This window comes from Bacillus sp. R86525, from assembly GCF_042466195.1.
GTDB classification, from domain to species: Bacteria; Bacillota; Bacilli; order Bacillales; family Bacillaceae_G; genus Bacillus_A; species Bacillus_A nitratireducens.
Genome location: NZ_JAXHPX010000007.1, coordinates 3152700 through 3174398 on the forward strand (window position 1 = coordinate 3152700; position 21699 = coordinate 3174398).

Sequence of the window (21699 nt, forward strand, 5' to 3'; positions counted from 1 at the left end):
CATAGTATGCCTTTCCTAGTAGTTATGGATAGTAATCGAAATTTTTTGTAATCTATCTCAATATCCATTTACAACTAAATATTGATTTAATTTACACACCTAACTATAATGTTAATTGTTATATTTTTATTTATTAATAAAATAAGTTAATTAATTTGTTGAAAATTAATTAAAAGGAGCTTACTAATGAAATTCAAACAAATTATTTTAGCAGGCGCTGTTCTTGCTACATCAACATTTACCTCTTTAACAAATGCACAAGCTGAGACTGGATTTCGCGATGTTCCTTCAGATCACTGGTCTTATAATGCAATAATGGATTTAAAAGAGAAACAGATCTTTGCTGGTTATGGAAATGGTATATTTGGTTTTGGTGATTCCATCACACGAGGTCAAGTTGCTAGATTGTTATATGCTTATATACAACCAGTGACTGATCCTACTGACCCTCCTTTCAAAAATCCATTCAATGATGTAAAAGGTACTATGTTTGAAAAAGAAATTTTAGCGATTGCTAAAGCTGGAATTATGACTGGATATGGTAATGGTAAATTTGGCCCAGATGATACTTTAACTCGTGAACAGTTGGCTTCTGTATTAAAAGAAGCTTTCAGACTAAGAACAACATCTATAACTACATTTGAAGATGTTGAAAAAAATTATTGGGCTACTGACGCAATCAGTGCACTTCAAGAAAATAAAATTGTAGTTGGAACAGGAAATAATATGTTTGAACCTAAAAAAATTGTAACTCGTGAGCAATATGCACAGTTTCTATATAATGCAATTAATTTTGTAGAAGCAAAACCTGAATTACCACCGTTTGATCTCCCAAGCTCTATGATTACAAGTGAATTTCATTACGACAGTAGTAGCTGGATAAACAGTTCACCGTTGCTACTAAAATCTGTATCTAAAGAAGCTCAAAATCTAATTACTAAAATAAACAAGAATTATAATGAAGATTTCAAATACGAAAGCGTATATATCAGCGGCGGCCAGATGGGCGATGGTGAAAGGGTAGAATTACTTTCCTCTAATCCTAATTTAGGAAAGATTTATGATTATGGACAAGGGCAACTCTATTTAGTAGGTGAGAATGAAAATGATTTCATGATTACATTTATAATTGATAAAGCTACTGTAGAGTTAGCAAAAAATTGGATTACTTTAATAAATCCAGATTTAAATCTAGATAAAGAAATTAACGATATTGTTGCATTACCTTTCAAAAATTCAGGCGAGCGAGATTATCACACAAACTTAGATAAGGGTAACTACAAAATGGAGTTAAGCACAATGCCTGCATCAAATGGTTATGAATCAATATCCATAAATGTTAAAAGAAAATAATTGATAGATATTAAAAAAGCCGCCCAACAGGACGGCTCTTTTTTATTTCACATACACATAGGCTTCATTAGCTGTTACATAGTATGTTTTACCATTGCTGTTGTGTACTTTATATTGTGACGATCCATTGACACTTACTTTTGTATCAATAGTAAATCCTAATCCCACATCTACAGAACCCACAACATCTTTATCCTGCCAAGATGGAGCATCATAGAAACGTAGATTGTTAACTTTTGAAACAACACGCTTCCCTACAATTGAGGAATCCACCGTGCTTTTCTTACTAAACTTAACATAAGATGGATCATTTTTAATCCATTGCTCTCCTCCAAGGTTTAACCAACCATCCTTTTCGCCCCACACAATATAAGTTTCTGGCTTGTTTAAATGGCGAATTTTAAAATGGCTTGTACCCGGTCCCTTACGTAAGTTCACGTTGTACCCTTCAATAATAGCAATTCCATCTGTTACAGCTGTCGGCACTTCTGCTGGTTTAGATGGCTTCTCAGGCACAGAAACTTCCACACTAGCGTTATTGTATGATCGTTGTACATCAGCACGGAATTGAGCCTCTGACACGCCATGAGACTTTAAATAATCAAGTGGATCTTCATGATCTGTTCCACCAAGGTATTTCGTTACATCGTAGTGAGTCCATAATCCTTTTTCTACAGATAGCCCACGATCACGTAAGATTTTAGCTAGTAACTTCACATATTTATCATAGCTGCGTTTGAATTTATCATAGTCCGCTGTTTCGCAAAGCTCTACGTGTACAAAGCGTTTGTTTGCACCTGGTCCCCCGCCATAAGCAATGTATTTAGTATCAGCAATTTGAATCGTTTCATTCCAGTCTACTGCATAGTGAACAAATGCATTTCTCCACGTACGAGTTTCGTATTTTTGAATATTAATAGCTGGAGCTTCTGGAGTTGCCGTTGAATGAGCAACAACGCCTTCATAAGCACCTACGCCATAACGGTATGGTTGTTTTGGTAAATCAGGAATAATAAGCGTTCTATCAGCAAAAGCACTTGCTGCAATGGTTAATACTAAAATAGCTGCAAAGACTACAGAAGAAATATGTTTTAATGTCTTTTTCATTTCACATCATCATCCTTTTTAATAATTTTTGTGTGGTCAAATAATCCACTTGCTGACAGTCCAATGATGATTCCTTGAAATACATTTGTTTTTATATCTCCGCCCAAAAATAAAACGCCTAGCACAATGCCAAGCGTTAAATTTAATAACGGAACGTATTTTGTTTGTAATCCAACTGTTTTTACAATCTGTGAAAGACCTACTACAATTCCAATCATTACGGCTAAACTAACCATTACATACCACCTCCCTTCAATAACAACGTAAGAATAGCTCCAACGATTCCACCCACAATAAGTCTTAAAATCCAGGTAGTGTTCGCGCTAATCTTATCTAGCTGTTTGTTAATATTGATAATGTCTTTTTCGTTACCTGTTGTTCGCATTTCTAAACTTTTTATTTCTAAACGAATGTCCTTAATATCTTGCTTTATTTCTTGAACATCGCTTCTTACTTCTTGTAGCCCTTCCACTTTGACCACCCCCTTTTAGGCAATAAAAAAAGACCAGCTTATATTTGCTGCTCCATCTGTTTTAACTAATTAATTTTTGAACTAATGTTTCTAGTGCTTCCACACGCTTACTCATACTTTCCATCTCAGTTTGATGACTTTCTTTCAATTCTTGGATTTCTGCATCATGCTTAACTTCAAGCTCCTGTAAAGCCTTTATTGTAAGTGATGCATATGAATATAAGTGAATTCCTTTGCCACTTTCATCGATGAAATCTTCATCAGCTTCATCTACAATTGTTCCGTAATATGTTTTTATAGCTTGTGTTGTTAATGGTGGCTCACTAGGATCTTTCTCTTCTCTCATTTTGTAAAGCTCGTTTACCGCATTCTTATAGTTAAATTGTCTGATTCTAATATTCCTGATTTTTTCCAAAGCAGAAAATGAAACATCACGAATATTAGATTTATATTCTCTTAGAGAAGGACTCATAAAGTTCCCTTGAACGGCGCCCCATCCGTTTTGAGTAACAGATGATTTTAGTTGGAGAACTCCGGTATATCCTTCTACCCGGCTATTACGTAATATAATATTAGGTAATCTTAAATCTGCATCTGAGCTATTATCCTCGATTGCTAGTGTCGATTGATATAGTCCAGTTTTTCCTCGTCTGAAATACCAATTTCCACTTCCAGAATAAATAATATGAGAGTCATTAGCGTTTAAAACACTCATTCCGTTTCTCTGCAACTCCCAATACACAGATTTTTTGATTTCACCATTAACTATGCCCTCACTGATACCAATATTCGCATAAGCTTGAGGCCATCCAGCCCCCGATTGGGACATAAATAAAGCACCTGCTGGAGCGCTAGTCTTTTCATCTGATCCTAAGATAAAAGTTGGTTGTACTGCACCATCTTCTCTACGATAATAACCAAGGAATGCCCTGGCGACTCCACTTTCATATAGACGTACAAATTGGTCATCTAGACTTACATAGTTATTGGTATTTGATGTTCTGATTTGGCAACCACTTAACAATCCAGATTTAATCCACTCAGCATTAACTTTACCAATTAAATCTATTCGCGCCGCATTTAATTTAATGTTCTCTTTACTCATATTGAATGCTGCGATTACATCATTTTCTTTTACAGATATACTAACGCCTTTTTCTGTCAATTGAAGACGTGATTCCATATCTCTTACATAGGATGATGTAGCAAATTCACCGTTTGCTTGTTCTTTTGTATATACTTCTGTCTTTTTTGCTGCTAAATCGATACCTTGCTCATTGAGAGTAAAACGATTGTCAATGAGAGTCATCTTTTGATCAAACTGTTCAGTCGCAAGCTTGTTAGCTAATTCATTTAATAAATCTTCTTTATTCTGATTAACTGTCTGCTTTAAATCAGGTATATTAAATTCAGCAACATAATCCTCTACTTGTTTAATCTCAACCTTTGCATTAATTGCTGTTGCCTGTTGTTCAATTTTAGAATTTGCATCAGTAAGTTTCTTACCTTGATCTGATACTACATTGTTTAAATCACTAACTGTGGAAGATAATCCGCTTGCCGTTTGTTCTATTTTTGTAACTTTTTTATCAATGATACCCTGATCGTTTTTCAAATCCACAACAGTACGTGAAAAGCCTTGAAGAGTTTCATTTACTTCGTTAAATTGACCAGCAACCTCATTTTTTACTGATTCGATATCAGGTACAATAGGGTCCCAAATACCATCTTTCCAGAGTTTTAAAATACCAGGCTTACCATTAGAAATATCTAACCATAATGTTTTTCTATCTATAAGCCCTGTCGTTGGTGGATTCCTAGCTTCTATAATTTCAACGGTATTATTTTTAATATTCTCTTGTACTTTTTCAGCCAATGTCTTTGCTGCTTCTGATTCCTTTTGTGCATTACCAGCGGTTTCATTAGCTTCTTTTACTAATTTATCTAACTGATCTAGCATTTCTTGTTTATTGCCTAATGAACTAAGAATGCGATTGTAAATCTTTCTTAAATCCTCATTAGGGTCAACAATCTCACGATAATCACCAAACACATATTTATCTTGTAATGGATTTTTATATGATTCATCACCAGCAATTGCCCTTGCTTCTAAATAAAGCTTAGGTGTAAATCCAGTATCTTTAATTCGTACCGTATCGCCCTCATTAATTAACTCATGAGCTAATCCAAATACTCGACCGATCGATTGTGCTTCAACTTCATAAGAGACAGATGTATTTACACGCTTCTTTAACTCTGTATTCATGAGAGTCATTAAACGTTGTGGTGTTATATCTTCTTCTGTTTCTGGCGTGTAGAAGCCAAATTTATGTTGACCGCGCTCGTTCCATCGTTGAAATGCATCATTGTCTACAATATAAGGGAAACCATTATTAATACTCTCAACAGTGATTAATTTGTCACCTTCACCTTTCACAAAACCTACTAATGCTGTACAAATGTTTTGAGAGTTTTCAATGCGTTTAATTCCCATCAAATCTTTGCCGAGAGTTACTTCTTTCCCTGTTTCTCGACCGCGCTTCTTTACCATATCTACATAACGCCCAACGACTTGAGATCCTACAACTTCCGCACGGTATTGTATTTCTAATTCAAATAAAGAAGCAATTTTCTTTAGAAAACTCAATGGATCAATAAATTCATCAATAATCATAGTGCGGAAGCTAGAATACTCAATATTACCTATTTCATACTTAGTCCCCGCTAAAGCTACAGCCGTTAATTCATGTGCTGTTTTCGATTCAAATCTTTGTGGAGGGATAATTCCAGCTTTGGAAAGCTGAATCCATTCACCAGATGCATAAGCGATTACTGATCTATCATCAGAATCCTTTTCAATTTCAGTAATTACATAAGGAACAATACGACCATCACGCACTTCTTTTAACACTAAATTTTGTTGCATAAGTGAGGATGAATGCCTTGTATTATCAAATACTCGAAACTCTAATTTATCAATGTTATTTTTGATTTCCCAATGTCTTTTATCATCCCAATAATCTTTAGGTTGAATAGATGCTACGATTTGTTCTGTTTTAAAATCAACAACATGCAATTCACCACTAGGTGTTCTCATCTGTATCTCTCCCTGTAACTGATTGTCGCTGTAACATCTGGTGGCATAATATCAATACGATTATCTCCACGTATGATCTTAGGAAACTCACTAAATATATCTTTAATATTAATAGCATCTCTCCCATTGATCGTAACAAGGCTTCTTTCTGTATCGATAATTACCTTGTCTCCTGTATCGAAAATATAAGGCTTTGTATTGGAAGGGACTTTGTTTATCTTCCAAATCTTTAAATCATCAATTTGTATTACATCGACAGGTTGGTTATTATCCCACTTACAAATTGCAATCATAACTTGTGCAATTTTCCGTTCTGTCATCGGGTTTCCTGTTTCATCGATCCAACGTTCAACAAGTGATGCATCGTCAATTTCTGTTCCATCTCTAAAACGAGCTACATAAACAGACCACTCATTACCTCGTCTTGCAACACGTAACCTACCGTAAAATTGATTAAATGCATTAGGATGTGCTCCACTTGTATCTACTAATTTACGTATACTCTTAGGTGTCCCTGCATTTCCAATACGCATATATGCTTTGGTCATTTCAGCATCCCAATATAAATCATTCATGTTGATTCGTGTAACAATATTACTTGCTTCATCCAAAAGTAATACCTCAACACGACCCATTTCCCCAACACTTTTAGACTTCAAACGTACCCATGTTTCCATTTCAAAATCTTGCAACGGTCCACCTGGAATGCTCCTCTTAGCTATTGCTCCATGGAATCCTTTCTCTTGTCCGTAATCTTCGCAATATAATGCATAACCACCTCTTGATTTAAAACTACCTGTTCCCTTCATTTCCTCAACTTGTCCAGTAACAGGAGTCCAACCTATAGGCGAAATCATTTCATCCCATAATACACGCTCACGCTCTTGTACCGTTGTTTCTTCCACAGTTAATGGATAGCCAATTCGAAAATAATTTCGCTCTAAAGGATATTTACCAAACCATACATCTAAAAAAGCACTTGGTTTTTTCACGATCATTTCAATTATTGGCGGAGCTTCTACGCTGCCTTTATTAGTGAAATAGGAAGTAATTTCGGTAGTTATGCTTTGTGTAAATGTATGTGTATTGGTTTTCCCTAATTTATAAGGCATTGGACAAATAAATTTTAAAGTTCCCTGTCCAATATCCACAAATTTATCAATATCAAAATCCTCATCTATAACTGCTATATATGTTCTATCTGGCATTACATCAAAAATAAGTTCGGCTGGTTTTTCAGTAATAAGCCAATCCGCTATTTCTTCTTTTAATGTTTCTAAATTGGCCCCATTTGGAACAATAATCCCCACAGGTACAGGAAGGAAACGAGGTTCAGTGTCTGTACTTAATAACCTCGCACCTGGATATCCAGGAACTTTTAACAAATTTCGCTTCAAAGGCGCCCATGTTGGTGGGTTCCATCCTCTTTCGATATGAATATAACTTTTCCGTTCTCCATTAAATAAAAAAGAACTCATTGTTTCCCTCCTTTTGCCCAAAAGAAAAGAAACCCAAACCTAAAAATCTGAGTCTCGGCTTACTTCTCTATTTTGATATTCCGTTGTGTATTTATAAGTCCCACGTGCAATCTCTCGCCCTTCTAAAATGACAGGCACCTCAATTATAATGTCATTCTGTCTCTGCACCTGCTCTTTATTACCCTGTGTAGTAATTGGTCTATATTGATTTGCACTCGCATCTTCCGAGAGGATTTTTCTCCATTTTCCTACTCCACCTGTATCCATTTGCGAAAGACCCTCATATCTCTCTAGCTGCTTCCCTATGTTCAAAACCATTTCACGCATACTATCTGGAAGATGTGTGACCCATTCATTTTGCCAATCAGGATCTTCAAAGATTGCATTAAAGTATTTAGATAGGGGATCATCCCCTTTAAAACTAAATAATTGTTCTGGACTTATGGAACGAATACCATCCATAGCACTTGAAACGGTATCTTGTAAGGCATCACGCACCACAGAGTATTTACTTTTGATTCCAGTAGCAATTCCTTGTGCCATACGAGTACCCGCGAAACTCATTTTATTTGAATTACTACTTAGTTGTAATTCATTTATAAGTGCTGTATTGGCTTTTGTACCCATTTCACGGCTTTCTCGTTGCGCCATATAAGCTGACTTTTGAATCCCTAATGCAAAGCCTTCACCGAATGGCATACCACCTTGATCTCTTGTAAGCTTAGATGGTGAGTTTACATCAAGTGTGGCTCTCAACGCAGCAAATGCCCCCTGTGCAAGACCTGAAGCAACTCTTGATACAATTGACCCTTTATTTGACATTCCATCTGCAAATCCCTGTGCGAAACTTCCACCCGCGCTATTTGCACTTACACTACCTAAACCAGATTTCCCACTTTCCGCAACACTTACACCACTAGAACGTGCACTGCCGCTTTGATTTCCTAACCCTCTAGCAAAGTCGCTACCAGATTTTGCACCGCCACCACCATCAGTAGCACTTCCAAGTGTCCCTTCTACACCTTGTTTCACACTTGAAGCCGCGCCAACTGTACTACCTCTATTCCCACTAATCATACGTTGCATAATGTTAGTTGAAGCTGATCCCCCATTTCCATCCGTTGTGCTACCTAAGGTGCCCTCTACCCCCGATTTCACACCAGCAGCCGCTCCAACTACACTACCTTGATTATTAGCAATATTACTACGCATCATTGAGGTTGAGTTATTGCCACCGTTGTTATCTGTCGTGCTCCCTAGTTGTTGTTCTACTCCTTGTTTTATTCCACTTGCTTCTCCAACGATGCTAGGCTTATTTTGGACCATGAATTGTCTCATAAGCAACGTAGACATTGCTCCGCCGTTTCCATCTGTCGTTGAACCAAGCGTTTGCTCTATTCCTTGTTTAACTTCACCCGCCGCTTGAACTGGTTGTCCGCCATTTTGACGAATTCCATCTGCTGTTGTTTGTGAAATATTTGCCCCTTGCTGAGTTGTATCAACATTTGTTTTTTGAACAACCATTTGTCTAATCACTTCAAGCGCCTGATCTATACTGAATTGGCCAGTCTGTAACCCTTGTACGAGTGAAGCAATTGTTACCTCACCATTTGGACCAAGATTGTATTTCGTTTCGTCTTCAATACTTACCCCAAGCTTTTGCAATACATCTTGTACGCTAATGAATCCCATTTCCATGCCTGTTTTTAACGTAGACATAATCTTTGTACCATCTTGAGATAAATCAGTTGCTGTTAACTTAGATAAATGTTGTTGAAAAAAAATAAACACAGCGTCAATACCAACTGTGCCTTCTTTCAAACCATTTACAAATTGTGAGGATGTCATCTTACCAATCGGACCTAAATCTATCTCTAAATTTTTCTTCAAATCAAGATTTAGTTTTGTAGCAATATCCGATACATTCATTTGCTTTAACCCATCCGCAAATGTGGTCATGACTTTAATACCTTCTGCGGTTAAAGGTTTACTTCCCATTTCAACACGCATGGTGTTAATAAGAGCAATCGCTACATCCTGAACCTTGTATTGACCTGTTTTAATACCGTCCACAAATTCTTCTACTTTTACAACGCCTTTTTCACCCAAATTAACAGCTTTTGTACCATCTTCTAATGCATAAGCGATATCACTACCAATTTGTACAGCTTTCTCCCGTGTTGATTGAAATAAACTTTCATATACACTATTAGAATTAGCAATCAAAGATTCTCCATATGCCTTTACTTCATCTGCACTCTTTTTACGCAAGTCAGATTCTTTTGCTGCTCTATCTTGAAGCCTTTTAAATAAATTTTCATTTGTGCTCTCGATTATTTCCGAATTCTTTACGTATTCGCCAAACCCTCGACCTTGAATTTTAATTTTTTCCGTTTCAGCCTTCGTGATACCCGTTGTTAAATCCATCTCGACGCCTTTGGATTCTAACACTTTTTGCGCTTGTTGAAGTTGTTGTTCATATCCTTTTGTTAACAAAACAGACTGCTCAGAGTATTTTTTGTTAATTTGTGCTATCGCAATTTCTTGCCCTTTAGTATCAGCTATTTTACTTTTCGCAAACTCTATTTCTTTTTGTCTTGCTTTATCTAATTCATTTGTTAATTTTGTATACTCTGATCCTAAATCTTTTACTTTGCCTTGAATTGTCTCAACAGAAGTATTTTTGTTGAAATTATCCATTGCCTTACCTATTTTTTGAATCTCATCTACACTTTTTGAAGCTGCTTTTCCTATCTCAGTATCAATAGATTTTAAAGCTGAAAGAAATACCGACTTATCAGCCGCACTCATCTTATATATCTGTCCATTATATTGTGTGAGTAAGCTCTGAATTTTCTCATTTGCTTTAATAACTGCTTCTTCCTGGGCCTTGAACACTTCCATTTGATCGTTCACAATTTTATCTTTTGCCCGTAACACTGCTGAATCCGTTTCCCCAGCAAACCAACTATCTAGGTGAGCCTGTAGCTTCCCTCTGTCTTTATTAATCGCTTGGATTGCTTCATCTGCTAACTTTCCGAATTCATCATGAGCACGTTGTACAGCTTCTTTTGCTTTATCTCCAGTAAGTACGGGGATTTCATCTAATGTTTTAAAAGCTTTTTCTTTTAAGTTTACGTATCCTTCAATTGCTTTTTTTGTACCTTCACTTACACCCTCGCCAAATTTCTGGCTGTCTTCTTCTGCTTGTTTCGCTTTTTTACCCGCTTCAGCAAAAGCAAATCCCAATGCACCTAACCCAATTACAACACCACCAATTGTCGCAACAATTGGATTTGCTATAATTGCACCGATACCAAAAGAAAGCATTCCAAAGGCACTTACTACACCTAATACTGCCGGTGCGAGCAATAATGCTGTACCATATACCTTTTTAGAACTTTCGTCTAAACCGTTAAACCAATCTGCTACCCCTTTAATTGATTCCTTTAGTTCTGGTATAGCTTGTTTAGCAATATCTAAAATTACCTTACCAAGTGGTTCTAATGCAATTTGTAATTCACGAGTGACGGATTTCCACTGTTTTGCACTCGTATCATAACCGTCAACCATTTTATTCATTGCACCACTATAGTTTCCTAATCCCGTTTCCATATTGTTTAGAGATAACATAGTAGTAGCTTCGAGATCTTCCCATTTCACGCCAAAAAGTGCAACGCCTAACTGATTTACTTTAATTTGATCATCAGTTGTTCGTAACTCATTTAAAACAGCATTGAAGACATCTTTTGAAGTAGCTTTTCCTTCTAACATTGCTTGCCAAACCTTTTGTGTTTCCTTACTCATTTGGCCCATCGCTTCTGTTGTGGACTTACTACCATCTTTAACACGGATACCAAACTCTTTCATTACATCATTCACATAGTCAAGATTATAAGCACCATTTTTACTACCGTTAATCAGAATCGTAAACATTTCATCAGCACTAAATCCCATCTCATGGAACAAGGGACCGTACTCACTTAAATTATCAAATAACTCATTGGAGTAGTTTAGACCCTTTGCGGAGCCTTGCGCTAATAGATCAAATGCTTGTTGTCCAGATAAGCCAAAACGGCCCATTAATTGAGCCGCACCACGAGTAACCTCGTTTACATCCGACTCCATTGTTTCAGCTAATATTTCACTGTCACGAGTTACTTGTTTTAACGTTTCATCATCGTTAATATCTTTGATATTACGCTTTACTTTAACTAAGGAATCGCTGACACTAGCTAAATCTTCACCATATCCTTCACGCCACACTTCTCTTGCTACAGCACTAACCTTTAAACTTTCTTCCCTTGTTAACCCTAAACCAGCCTGTACCTTCTTATTTGCCTCTTCAAATTGGCCTGCATTTACTACTAAAGCTCCGACTCCTGCCGCTACACCGACTGCTGCCGCTCCAAATCCCTGACTAATTCTAGTTCCCGTTTCTTGCATACTGTTTCCAACTTCGTTCATACGCTCTCGTACTCTTCCAGAAACGTTGCCTAACTGTTCCATTCTTTCTTGGGTGTCACCTAATTCATTACGATAGCGATGTAAAGCTGCTGAAGCATTATTAAAAGCTGTATCATTTCGAGAAACTTGGGCGGTTAATCGTTGTAAAGCTTGTGTACCTTGCTTATATTCTTGCTGTAATTGATTATATTGGGTTTGTAATTCTTTTGTTTCTTGAGCATTCTTCCCATACGCCTGCGTACTTTGCTGTATCTCTTGCTCTAATTGTTGCATCGATGTAGCTAATTGCTCACATTTTTGACGCATCTCTTGTTGTTTTTGTTGGGAAGTCCTTAAAGCTTGCTCATAGTGCTTCATTTTTAGCGTTTGCGCTTCAATTTTTTGATTTAAATGATTTGTCTTGTTCTCTAATTGATCCATCTCAGAACCGACGCCACGCAACTGTTCTGAAGTGTTTCTAAACTCAGCATCTATTCTTTTTAGACTTCGATTAATGCCTGCAATTCCATTTTCAAATTGGTCTGTATCCAGCCGGACACGACCACCAATTGTATTATCGCCTAGTGCCATTCAATTCTCACCTACCTTTACAACCATGCTGGCGCTTGATTTGCCGATGTCACTCGATTTGCCTTTTGCTTTTTAGCCAAACAGGTAAAGTAAAACGCAATATCCATTTCATTGATTTGATTCTGTGTCATTCCTGCATCCATTAATACGTTATAAATATCAATTACAATATCGCTGTATTTTATCGTTTTCTTTTCGGTTTCATCTCTAGCTGTTTCATCAACTTTTTTTTCGCATCTTCTACCGTTTCCATTACCTTTATCGCTTCATTTAAACGACCCATTATCGTTAAACAAATGGAATGAATTGTAAGACTTAAAAACCATACATGAGTACCATCAACAAATTCCTGTGCCGTAAACTGGTTTCCATACACACGTGATACGAAATTAGCTGCTCTTTCAATGGTTTCTTTCGGAACAAGGTCTGCTTGTAATTCATCTGCTAGTGTAGATGCTTCAAAAGTTGCTGAACCCGGAATAAACTGTGGTAAAAAATAATCTTTTTGATCTTCTGCATTCTGTAAAGTAATTTTCATTCACTTTTCCTCCTAAATTAAAATAGGGATGACATTCGCCATCCCATTATTCTTATTCTATTAAGGCGTTACTACAGGCGGAGTTGGTACTGCTTTAAACCAATTCGATGCAACTGTTGCATCAAATCCAACTTCCTCTTCATCCAAACGGTGTCTCCAGTTTCCATCGGCACGTTGGATTGCTTTACCTTTAATTTTCGCGCTTTGGAATGTCGGTTTGTCTTCCGCTGTTTTATGCTCGTCACTTGGAAGTTCAAACTTCATTTTGTAATAACATACATAAAGGTTTTTTCCGTTGTCATATGGCAAACGATATAACAACGCTACATAAGGAGGAACATCACTTGTATTATCAACAACTTGACCTTTTACAACCTTTTTACCTAATAATTCCGCATAAACCGTTAAAGACAACTTATCAACTTCTAATTCGATTTCAGTACCACCGAATGCACTAGCTGTTGCTGCCGGTCCACCTTCTGCATAAAAAGTTGCTCCTTCTGCCTTAGGTGAAGCTTTACCACTAACTGTTTTACCGATTCTTTTCGGTGTAGTGTAAGTAAATTTACCATCTGGTGTTTCTGTTAAAACTGCATAATGTAAATCCCTGAAATCAATAATCATATTTTTTCCTCCCTAATTTATGACTTCCGTTGTGAATCGAAAGCCATATCTGTAAATTTTTGTATCTTGTTCATAATCTGGAAATGTGCTCATACGCTGAAAAGACAGCTTTTTCATAGCTGCCTGAACTGCACTTTTTAATTGTGTTTTGATTGGTGACATTGACCATATATCTACTTGATACATAACATTAGTGGTTTCTTCCTTATTTTCCGCATACAACCCAGGTGAACTATTTAATTCGGAAAATGTAATCCATATATCTGTTTTGTCATTTCCTTTGACAAATTGATAGATAAACTCTCCACCTAACTCCGACTTAATAACTGCATCTGTACGTAGTACATCGAACACGTCTTTATTAAAATTTCTCATCTTCCTGTAACCCTACGCATAAATTCTATTTCCATTGCTTTCAACACCTCTTTTTCACCCTGAATCAGTGTCTTTTCTACAAATCCTTTGTGTGGTGGATTAGGCTTTTTGCTAGTCCCCCAATTTTGAAATTTCATATAGAAGTGAGGTGAACGATCTGCTTTATCCCATCCTATTTCAATAACATAAGAACCACCCTTTTTAACTACTTTCCCCTCTACAATAGCATTTTTAGCATGTCTTCCATCCCACCACGGCTGCTTTTGTGTTGGCTTGTTTGGTTCGGGACCGACTGGAGAATTAAACTCTAACTTCTGTTTAAATACCCCTGCCCCAGCTTTTAATGCTTCTTTTGTGATTCTAGGTACATCTTGGCCTAAATTCTCTAATTCACGAATCCATTCTTCTATACCGAAGACCTCTAATTCTGCCAATTGGATTGCTCCTCACAAATTAAACACATATCTTTATGTTTTTCATCAATATCAATCACTGATTTAATTTCAAAAAGTTTTCCTCGATATTGCACACGCATATCAGAATGAACACCTTTCCGATATGGAATCGTAAAGTTTATTAATTTTATAACAAACTCCGCATTTCCCTTGAAAACCTCAGAATTAAACCCTGAACCTACAGGAGTCTCAGCTTTTGCCCACACTTTAGAGAAAACTGCCCAAGTTGCCGGGAGTGCATTCCCTTCCTCATCTTTTCTTTCGGTTTTATGTTCAATCACAATTCTTTTGTCTCTTTTTCCTGGATTCATGCTGTTTCCTCGCTTAACTGAAGTTGTAACACCATACTTTTAATGGTGTAACGCACTTTTTCATCCACTTGGCCTGATAAATCACGATTATCGTACCAGTTGGTGACTAAAACCAAAGCAATTTTCTGCGCTTGTTTTCGATTTTCTTCAGTGGCATTGTAATGCTTGCCAACTGCTTTTTTTACATAAATCTCAGCATTATCGATTAAAAGATTCAAAATATCATCTTCTTCTGTATCCTCTTCTTCTAATCTCAGCCACTTTTTAGTTAACTTCATGTCTAACAGCATAAAACCCCTCCTATTAAAAGGGGAAAAGCCCCTCTAACTACTAAGCAAATGTAATTTCACCAGCAATAACAGCTTTTTTATCAACCGATTTAACATCTAAACGCTCACGCACTTTCATACCTACTAAATCTTTTCCCCATAAATCTCCTGCTTGTTCCGAAAATTCAATGTATAACGCCTCTCTATCAAAGATAGTAATAGCCTCTTTAAAATCACCGAAATATAGTGGTGCTGTTTTCTTCACAGTATCCGTTTTTAATGTTTTATTACTTACAACAATAATTGGATACTTGCCAAATAATAATTTTTGCGTTGGCATTGTCGGATTTGGCTGAAGGATGTATTTACCATCACTATCTTTTAATTTATCAAGATAATTAAAAGCATCCTGATTCATTAACGCACTCGATGTTGTTGCAATTACTGGATCTAATTTCACATTATAAATATCTTTTAAATCATCAACAGTCTTAACCGCTAGTTTTGTAGTTCCAAAATTGTCAGCTAGTGCTTTTAAAATCAAAGCGTTACGAGTAGCCTTTGACTTTTTAAATGTCCATTTTTTAATATAGGCTTGAATATTTTCTGCCGTATCTGCAAACAGCTCCTTAGAAAATTTCAAAATGCCACCTTTTTTCTTAACGTTATATTGAATATCTTCAAACTTCGGTGCTTCCATCAATGGGAAATCTGCCGCTTCATCCACATTATCAAATGGGATATAATCCGCCTCTACCTCAATAACGCGAGATCCCGTTACCGTAGATACAGGTTCAATATTCACATGATTTTCAAGTGCATCTGGACCACTGCGGCGCAACTCTTTGATAGCTGTACGAATATCTTTAGGTACAGTTAAACCGCCATCAGCTGGAATACCCTCCGTCATTGTGGTTGCATTTAATACTTCTTTTTCATCATCAGATAACTTATGTTTTCCAACAGCTGCTTTCATCGCATTAACAAACGCATCAGTAGGTTGCACTGTATTTGCCGATGATTGCGGAATAGGATTGTTTGGAATATTACTTCCTTCTTCTTCATACAATGCTGAAGCAATATCAAGTTCCTTCTGTAAATCCTTGATTTCATTTGTAAGTTGTTCTGCTTCTTCCAACTTTTTTTGAGCTAATAGCTCTCGTGCCGCTGCTTTCTTATTCTGAATCTTTGCTAACAGTTCTCTTAATTCTTTTGGCATTTTGCTTCCTCCTTAAAATTGGGAAATAAAAAAAGAGTTAGATTAAATCTAGCTCCCTCATCAATTTATTAATTTTTTCCTGGTCATTATTTTGCGGTGGATTTCTCCTTGGTTCTTTAAAAGCTTTTGGTGTATTCTTGTACTCATTAAAAAGATTGCTTGTACAAGCCACTGCTGTATTTTCTGCTGCTACCTCAATATTAAAATACTCACTAGCTTTAAAACCATTTAACCACGTCTCGTTTTGTACCATTTCTCGTATTCCTTCGATATCTACGCCTTCTTTTAGATTATCCTTATAAACATTGATAATCCCTTCTTCAATTGTGTCTAAATCGTCAGCCATTTTCCTAAAATCATTCGCATTTCCATACGTGCTATTCCATGGTTTATGAATCATAAGATACGCATTAGAAGGCACAATCAATTTATCACCTGCAAACGCAATAACTGAAGCAATCGAACCGCCAAGTCCATCAATGTGAACCGTTTTGTAACCCTCATGACGTTTAATCATATTGTAAATTGCCATCCCAGCAAAAACCGATCCGCCGCCACTGTTAATATAGATATTTAAGTCTTTTCCTTTCACACTATCGAGGATATTTCTTACATTTTCAGGATATTGATCTTCGTCCTCCCAAGCACCCCACCAAGAAGAGACAATATCACCATAAAAATAAAGGGATGGTGTATCTTCAGTTTGATTTTTAATCTGTAGCCAATCCATTTCCCTCACCTCCTTTCTCAACTGAAGTTAGTGGAACATAATTTCCATTGCACATTAATTCATCACCACCTTTTTTACGTGGCAAGTCTACAAACTCTCGCGCTTCGTTCGGTGTATAAATGGCATTATTCACACCTTTTGATAGTCCTTCCATCTGTATCGCGAAATCAGCACGTAAAATACCATTTACATTAAATTTAAAGCAATACCCACTTTGAAATTCATCGGTAAGAAGGAGTTTATAACTCATTTCTTCTTCATAATGTTTCAAAATATATAAAAGGGTATCTACGTAAAATGAACGCTGCTGCGTTTCAACATTTGCATAGTTACCCTTGTCATAGTTATTTACTTGTGCCGGTTTAATTCCAAATGCTCCAGCAACCTGAAGTGCTGTGTACTTATTGATTTCTAAGAATTGAGCATCAGCCATATTTACATTTAATGGAGTGAGTTGAAACCCCAAAGGTAGCGGAACAATTCTCCCTGCATTTTTCAACCCATTACTAAACTCTTCAATCTTTGCCGCCATTTTCTTTGCTTTCTCTTGGTCTAAATCACCAGTATATTGCACAACTGCTTTCCCCATTAAGCCATTGGAAAAATAATTACTAAGATATAAAGCTCCACTTTGTATGTTCTCAATTGAGACTTTTAATATATCCTTTACAGCTAATCCGGAAATCCCATCTAAAGATAGGGATGTTTTAAAATGCATAATCTGATCAAAACGGAATCTATACTGTTTACCTGATTTATTATCTCCCCAGATATACCAAATTGCGTTTTCTTTTTGGAATATCCCAGCATTATCAATCCAAACCTGCACTTGTTCACTTGGAAGAATCCACAAGTCTTTTACTTGAGCCTTGTCGGTATTGATATAAACGTATGCATTACCATGATGATTTTTATTTGCTTCAACTGTGGACCAGAATGTACTTGATGTCATATATGGATTAGGTCGCATTTTTAAAAGTGCATACAAATTATGCTCTGTCGCCTTTTCAAGCCCTTCATTTGTATCCTTATACAATTTTAAAGGTAATTTTCCTACACTTTCAGATAACAGCCTTAAACAGGTAAAATACGTAATCTCACTTAATTTGTTTTTATCTACACTTCCAATATCAATTCCTAGCATCTTTAAAAACTCTTCCGAATCCAAAGCCACGGAGTTTTGGATTTTCTTTGGTTTAATTTTGTTGAGCCAATTCCACATATATTCACCTCCTTTACCACCCTAATTTATCAAGATTCTCATCCGTAACATATTGGCTCAAGTTTAATCCGGCTTCACCTTTCATTGCCATCTTATATGCATCAATAATAGCGTCAATCGGATCAATTCTTTTCTCTTTTAAATGCTTATCAATCTTAATTTCACCAAAACTATTTGAAACTGTTTTAGCGTTTGCTACACTCCACGTTAACAATTGATTTTTACGATTATATTGGATATTTTCCGCCTCAACTTCTAGTCTAAAATCAGTTGTAGCATCATTTAAATTCTTCGCTGATTGAACAATCATGATGCTGTTATATCCAAGCTCTTCAAGATCATTCAAAAAGGCATCTGCATTGTGCGGATCGTATGCTATTATATTTACAATTAGTCCATACTCTTCTACAATCCGTTTTAAATAAGCAATTATATATTTATAATCCGTTTTAATGCCACCCAGTGTCTCTGTAACGGTTAATAATCCATCTCTAATCCAAATATCATAAGGAGCATGATCCGTCTTTATATGTTCCGCTACGCGATTTTTAGGGATAAAGCTATGTGAGTGAATGAAATAATTCTTCACATCCTCTTTTAAATACGGGAATATTGCCCCTAAACTCGTTAAATCACCGCCACTTGATAAATCAAGACCTATATAACACTCTTTCCCTCTAAAATCCTCTAAATCTAATTCTGAAGCACATTTCTTCCAATGTTCCATGTTCATATATTGGCTATCTGTAAATTGCACCCAAATATTAAGGTGTTTTGTCATAAAGTTTCTTAATTCTGATCCACCCATATTTTTTGCTTTTACAGCCATCGTTTGAAGGGTTTTAACTCCTTCAATTGTGCTACAAACAAGCGGATTTGCCTTTATCCAGTTTTCTGGATTCCAAATATCATCTTCTTCATCCATCTGAGCAATATATACAAATTGCGTTTCGTCCTCAAACGCACCTTTTAACACATTACAACAGTATTCGTACAGCTCAAAACATGGTGAATTCAAATCAAAACCTGCTGTTGTAATAACACTAATTAGACATTGCTTTAACTTACTCGTTCCACCTTCAAGGAGCTTATACATTTGGTTATCTTTATGAGCATGATACTCGTCAATAACACCCAAATAAGGACGAAATCCATCTATAGATTGTGTATCTCGTCCTAATGCTCTAATCTCAGAGCTTGTATTTAATGCTAATATTGTATTCTTGTACTCTTTAATCTCAAACAACTCTGATAAATCTTCATCGGCATTGATGAATTTTATCATTTCTTTTAAAACGATTTTAGCCTGATCTGCTTTTGTAGCTGTACAGTAGACTTGGGCATAATTATATCCATCAAAATTTGAATAGTATGTGCCAAGAATACCGTTCTTCATTGATTTACCGTTTTGTCTTGCTAGCTGCGTATAACTAGTACGAAATCTACGATATCCAGTATCTTTATGAATCCAGCCATTTAACGATCCAAAAATAAAAGCCTGGAAATCAGCAAGTTCTAACTGGAATTCCTCGTCACCTTCAGCAATTGTTAACGTTTCAGAATAATCAACAATGAGATTTGCCTTTTCTTCATCAAAAATAAAAGGAAACTCTTCAGTTCCCTGTCTTTCTAAATCATTTATATGTCTTTGACAAGCTAGTTTAACTAAATTCCCAGCAATTACACGACCTTCCAACACATCCAGAGCATATTGAGTAACCCTATTCATATATCAATCTACATAAACTTATTAAATTTATTTTTAGGCTTTTCTTCGGTCTGTTTTGGGACTACTAATCTGCATCTTGATGTAATTGTTAAACCTAAATCGCTGGAAGCTTGTCTACATTGTTTAAAAAGTTTGTCTTGATTTATAAGTAAGTCTGAATAAACGCCGTTAGATATGTTATACCTATTCTCGGATATGATGTTACCTTCCTGATCCTTTTTTACATCCACCACTTCTTCTAACGGACTAAGTTCAAGCATAGCATTTGTAATTTCTACATACATTTTCCTTGCTATCAAAAATCTTGCTAAAGCATCAACATCCAAATTGGACATAATTTCAATCCTGATCAATTCATCTGATATCTTTTTAAAATCTCTCCTCAAATCTTTCGGAAGGTAAGTCGGTGCTCTGACTTTATCATGAGGTGCTTTAACTTCCTTCGCTTTCCGTTCTTCAATTTCAGCTTTTGTTAAATGTTTTTTCCCTTTCAGAACTACTAAATCAACAGGTTCTCTTGGTCTAGCCATCTACCTACCTCCTTTCCGAAATTTTCATTTAGGGAGTTTTCACGAAAAAAAAGACCACCCGGCGACTCGTCGCCCTCCTTGAAAAGTTTTTGATATCCCCCTACCCTATTAGACTTCTTAACTTCTTCTGGGTATTAAACTTTTCTTTACCATCTTCATATAACTTGTGGACTTTCTGGTGGCATTTCTCACACAACGAAATCAAATTACTTCTTACCAAAGCTAATCGATCATTCTCTTCTAAAGGAATAATGTGATGCACTGTGTTCATTGGCTTAACCTTGTTCTCACTCCAACACAGTTGACACAACCCATTGTCTCTATCCTTTATCCTTGCTCTAGTTACTCGCCATGGCTTTGAGTTATAGAACTTCTGGTTGTCCGTATCCGTTCGCTTCGCCTTATAATCTCTGTGTCTTTGCTTCCTTCTTTCTTCAGCAACAACAGCACACGCCTCACACATACCTTGTTCCATTGATACTGTCTTACCACACCTACATATCTTTAGTAACATAGGTACTAATCCTTAATTACAATAGGCTGGTTATGTTGTATCACTGTAGAATTACAGCGTTTATTGTCAACATCTACATGCTCAATATGAATGTAATTCATGCAGCAAACCTTATCTGTATCCGATGCCCAATCAAATACAACCCGTAACTTTCTATCTATCTGTTTACCTTTGTAATGCACAACTGGATTTGAATCTATATCTGACAACATAATTGTTAATAACGGTTGTTTCTCATTCATCCTCATCTCACTCCTTATTCTCCAGGAATTCATCTATTGTTTTATCTACCAAACTAACCATCGCTTCTCTTCTTTGCTTTGGCGTTGTATTATCTTCCATCTCATTAAAAATTGGAAGAACGCTTTCCAATTTCTTTTTATCAATACGCTCATTTACAACTTCTGTCCCTAACATAGAAAAGAATGTAGCAATCACAACCGCTTGTTCTTGTTTAATTAATTTCATTTGTTTCACTCCTTGTCTTCACCAAAATAAAAAGCACCCGAATGGATGCTTTTATACCAATTTTTTATTTGTACTTCAATTGCGGTAAATGAAGTTTTATTCTTCTTCCAATCACCTAATGTTGCTCCATTAATCTGCACCAATATTATTAAGTAGCTGGAAGAAGAGCAA

The 21699-nt window shown here is 36.3% G+C and carries 21 protein-coding genes; 1 reads left to right on the forward strand and 20 read right to left on the reverse strand.

What is annotated here, in order from left to right; genetic code table 11:
* The first annotated feature begins 186 nt into the window (after nucleotides 1-186).
* On the forward strand, nucleotides 187-1353 hold the full coding sequence (locus SJY24_RS18840) for an S-layer homology domain-containing protein (RefSeq protein WP_088009801.1): 1167 nt from the start codon (nucleotides 187-189) through the stop codon (nucleotides 1351-1353).
* 42 nt (nucleotides 1354-1395) lie between these two features.
* Here SJY24_RS18840 and SJY24_RS18845 read toward each other — a convergent pair whose 3' ends face one another.
* From SJY24_RS18845 to SJY24_RS18940, 20 genes are all read right to left on the reverse strand, one after another.
* Nucleotides 1396-2460 (reverse strand): N-acetylmuramoyl-L-alanine amidase, encoded by a 1065-nt coding sequence (locus tag SJY24_RS18845; RefSeq protein WP_088009802.1) that lies wholly within the window; start codon nucleotides 2458-2460, stop codon nucleotides 1396-1398.
* A complete protein-coding gene (locus SJY24_RS18850) occupies nucleotides 2457-2696 on the reverse strand; it encodes a holin (RefSeq protein ID WP_088009803.1) in 240 nt (79 codons plus the stop codon). Before SJY24_RS18850 ends, SJY24_RS18845 begins: the two co-directional genes overlap by 4 nt.
* The gene (locus tag SJY24_RS18855; RefSeq protein ID WP_016079345.1) at nucleotides 2696-2932 is read right to left on the reverse strand and encodes a hemolysin XhlA family protein; all 237 of its coding nucleotides are present in this window, start codon (nucleotides 2930-2932) and stop codon (nucleotides 2696-2698) included. Before SJY24_RS18855 ends, SJY24_RS18850 begins: the two co-directional genes overlap by 1 nt.
* Before the next feature lie 61 nt (nucleotides 2933-2993).
* Nucleotides 2994-6029 carry a phage tail spike protein gene (locus SJY24_RS18860; RefSeq protein WP_088009804.1) on the reverse strand — a complete coding sequence of 1012 codons (3036 nt, stop codon included), beginning with the start codon at nucleotides 6027-6029 and terminating at the stop codon, nucleotides 2994-2996.
* A complete protein-coding gene (locus SJY24_RS18865; RefSeq protein WP_088009805.1) occupies nucleotides 6026-7507 on the reverse strand; it encodes a distal tail protein Dit in 1482 nt (493 codons plus the stop codon). The genes SJY24_RS18860 and SJY24_RS18865 overlap by 4 nt, the downstream gene beginning before the upstream one ends.
* Before the next feature lie 39 nt (nucleotides 7508-7546).
* Nucleotides 7547-12544: a phage tail tape measure protein gene (locus SJY24_RS18870; RefSeq protein WP_377865795.1), complete on the reverse strand. Its 4998-nt coding sequence runs from the start codon at nucleotides 12542-12544 to the stop codon at nucleotides 7547-7549.
* 181 nt (nucleotides 12545-12725) lie between these two features.
* The gene (gpG, locus tag SJY24_RS18875) at nucleotides 12726-13082 is read right to left on the reverse strand and encodes a phage tail assembly chaperone G (protein WP_016079340.1); all 357 of its coding nucleotides are present in this window, start codon (nucleotides 13080-13082) and stop codon (nucleotides 12726-12728) included.
* Between the two features lie 60 nt (nucleotides 13083-13142).
* On the reverse strand, nucleotides 13143-13706 hold the full coding sequence (locus SJY24_RS18880; RefSeq protein WP_016079339.1) for a major tail protein: 564 nt from the start codon (nucleotides 13704-13706) through the stop codon (nucleotides 13143-13145).
* Nucleotides 13707-13718: 12 nt separating this feature from the next.
* Nucleotides 13719-14081, reverse strand: a complete 363-nt coding sequence (gp17, locus tag SJY24_RS18885) for a tail completion protein gp17 (RefSeq protein ID WP_016079338.1) — start codon at nucleotides 14079-14081, stop codon at nucleotides 13719-13721.
* Complete coding sequence (locus tag SJY24_RS18890; RefSeq protein ID WP_088009807.1) at nucleotides 14078-14515, reverse strand: HK97-gp10 family putative phage morphogenesis protein; 438 nt, start codon at nucleotides 14513-14515, stop codon at nucleotides 14078-14080. Before SJY24_RS18890 ends, gp17 begins: the two co-directional genes overlap by 4 nt.
* Nucleotides 14503-14847, reverse strand: a complete 345-nt coding sequence (locus SJY24_RS18895) for a phage head closure protein (RefSeq protein WP_016079336.1) — start codon at nucleotides 14845-14847, stop codon at nucleotides 14503-14505. Before SJY24_RS18895 ends, SJY24_RS18890 begins: the two co-directional genes overlap by 13 nt.
* Complete coding sequence (locus SJY24_RS18900) at nucleotides 14844-15137, reverse strand: head-tail connector protein (protein ID WP_016079335.1); 294 nt, start codon at nucleotides 15135-15137, stop codon at nucleotides 14844-14846. The genes SJY24_RS18895 and SJY24_RS18900 overlap by 4 nt, the downstream gene beginning before the upstream one ends.
* A 40-nt stretch (nucleotides 15138-15177) precedes the next feature.
* Nucleotides 15178-16335 carry a phage major capsid protein gene (locus SJY24_RS18905; RefSeq protein WP_088009808.1) on the reverse strand — a complete coding sequence of 386 codons (1158 nt, stop codon included), beginning with the start codon at nucleotides 16333-16335 and terminating at the stop codon, nucleotides 15178-15180.
* Nucleotides 16336-16372: 37 nt separating this feature from the next.
* Nucleotides 16373-17065, reverse strand: coding sequence for a head maturation protease, ClpP-related (locus SJY24_RS18910; protein ID WP_088009809.1), 693 nt, complete (start codon nucleotides 17063-17065; stop codon nucleotides 16373-16375).
* Complete coding sequence (locus tag SJY24_RS18915; RefSeq protein ID WP_016079332.1) at nucleotides 17046-18287, reverse strand: phage portal protein; 1242 nt, start codon at nucleotides 18285-18287, stop codon at nucleotides 17046-17048. Before SJY24_RS18915 ends, SJY24_RS18910 begins: the two co-directional genes overlap by 20 nt.
* Nucleotides 18288-18300: 13 nt before the next feature.
* Entirely contained in the window at nucleotides 18301-20016 is a 1716-nt protein-coding gene (locus SJY24_RS18920; protein ID WP_088009810.1) for a terminase large subunit, read from the reverse strand.
* Nucleotides 20017-20024: 8 nt separating this feature from the next.
* Entirely contained in the window at nucleotides 20025-20546 is a 522-nt protein-coding gene (locus SJY24_RS18925; protein ID WP_088009811.1) for a phage terminase small subunit P27 family, read from the reverse strand.
* A gap of 100 nt (nucleotides 20547-20646) precedes the next feature.
* Entirely contained in the window at nucleotides 20647-21060 is a 414-nt protein-coding gene (locus SJY24_RS18930) for an HNH endonuclease (RefSeq protein ID WP_088009812.1), read from the reverse strand.
* A gap of 5 nt (nucleotides 21061-21065) precedes the next feature.
* Nucleotides 21066-21308, reverse strand: a complete 243-nt coding sequence (locus SJY24_RS18935) for a hypothetical protein (protein ID WP_377865796.1) — start codon at nucleotides 21306-21308, stop codon at nucleotides 21066-21068.
* Nucleotide 21309: 1 nt separating this feature from the next.
* Nucleotides 21310-21528, reverse strand: a complete 219-nt coding sequence (locus tag SJY24_RS18940; protein ID WP_016079327.1) for a hypothetical protein — start codon at nucleotides 21526-21528, stop codon at nucleotides 21310-21312.
* Nucleotides 21529-21699: the final 171 nt, after the last annotated feature.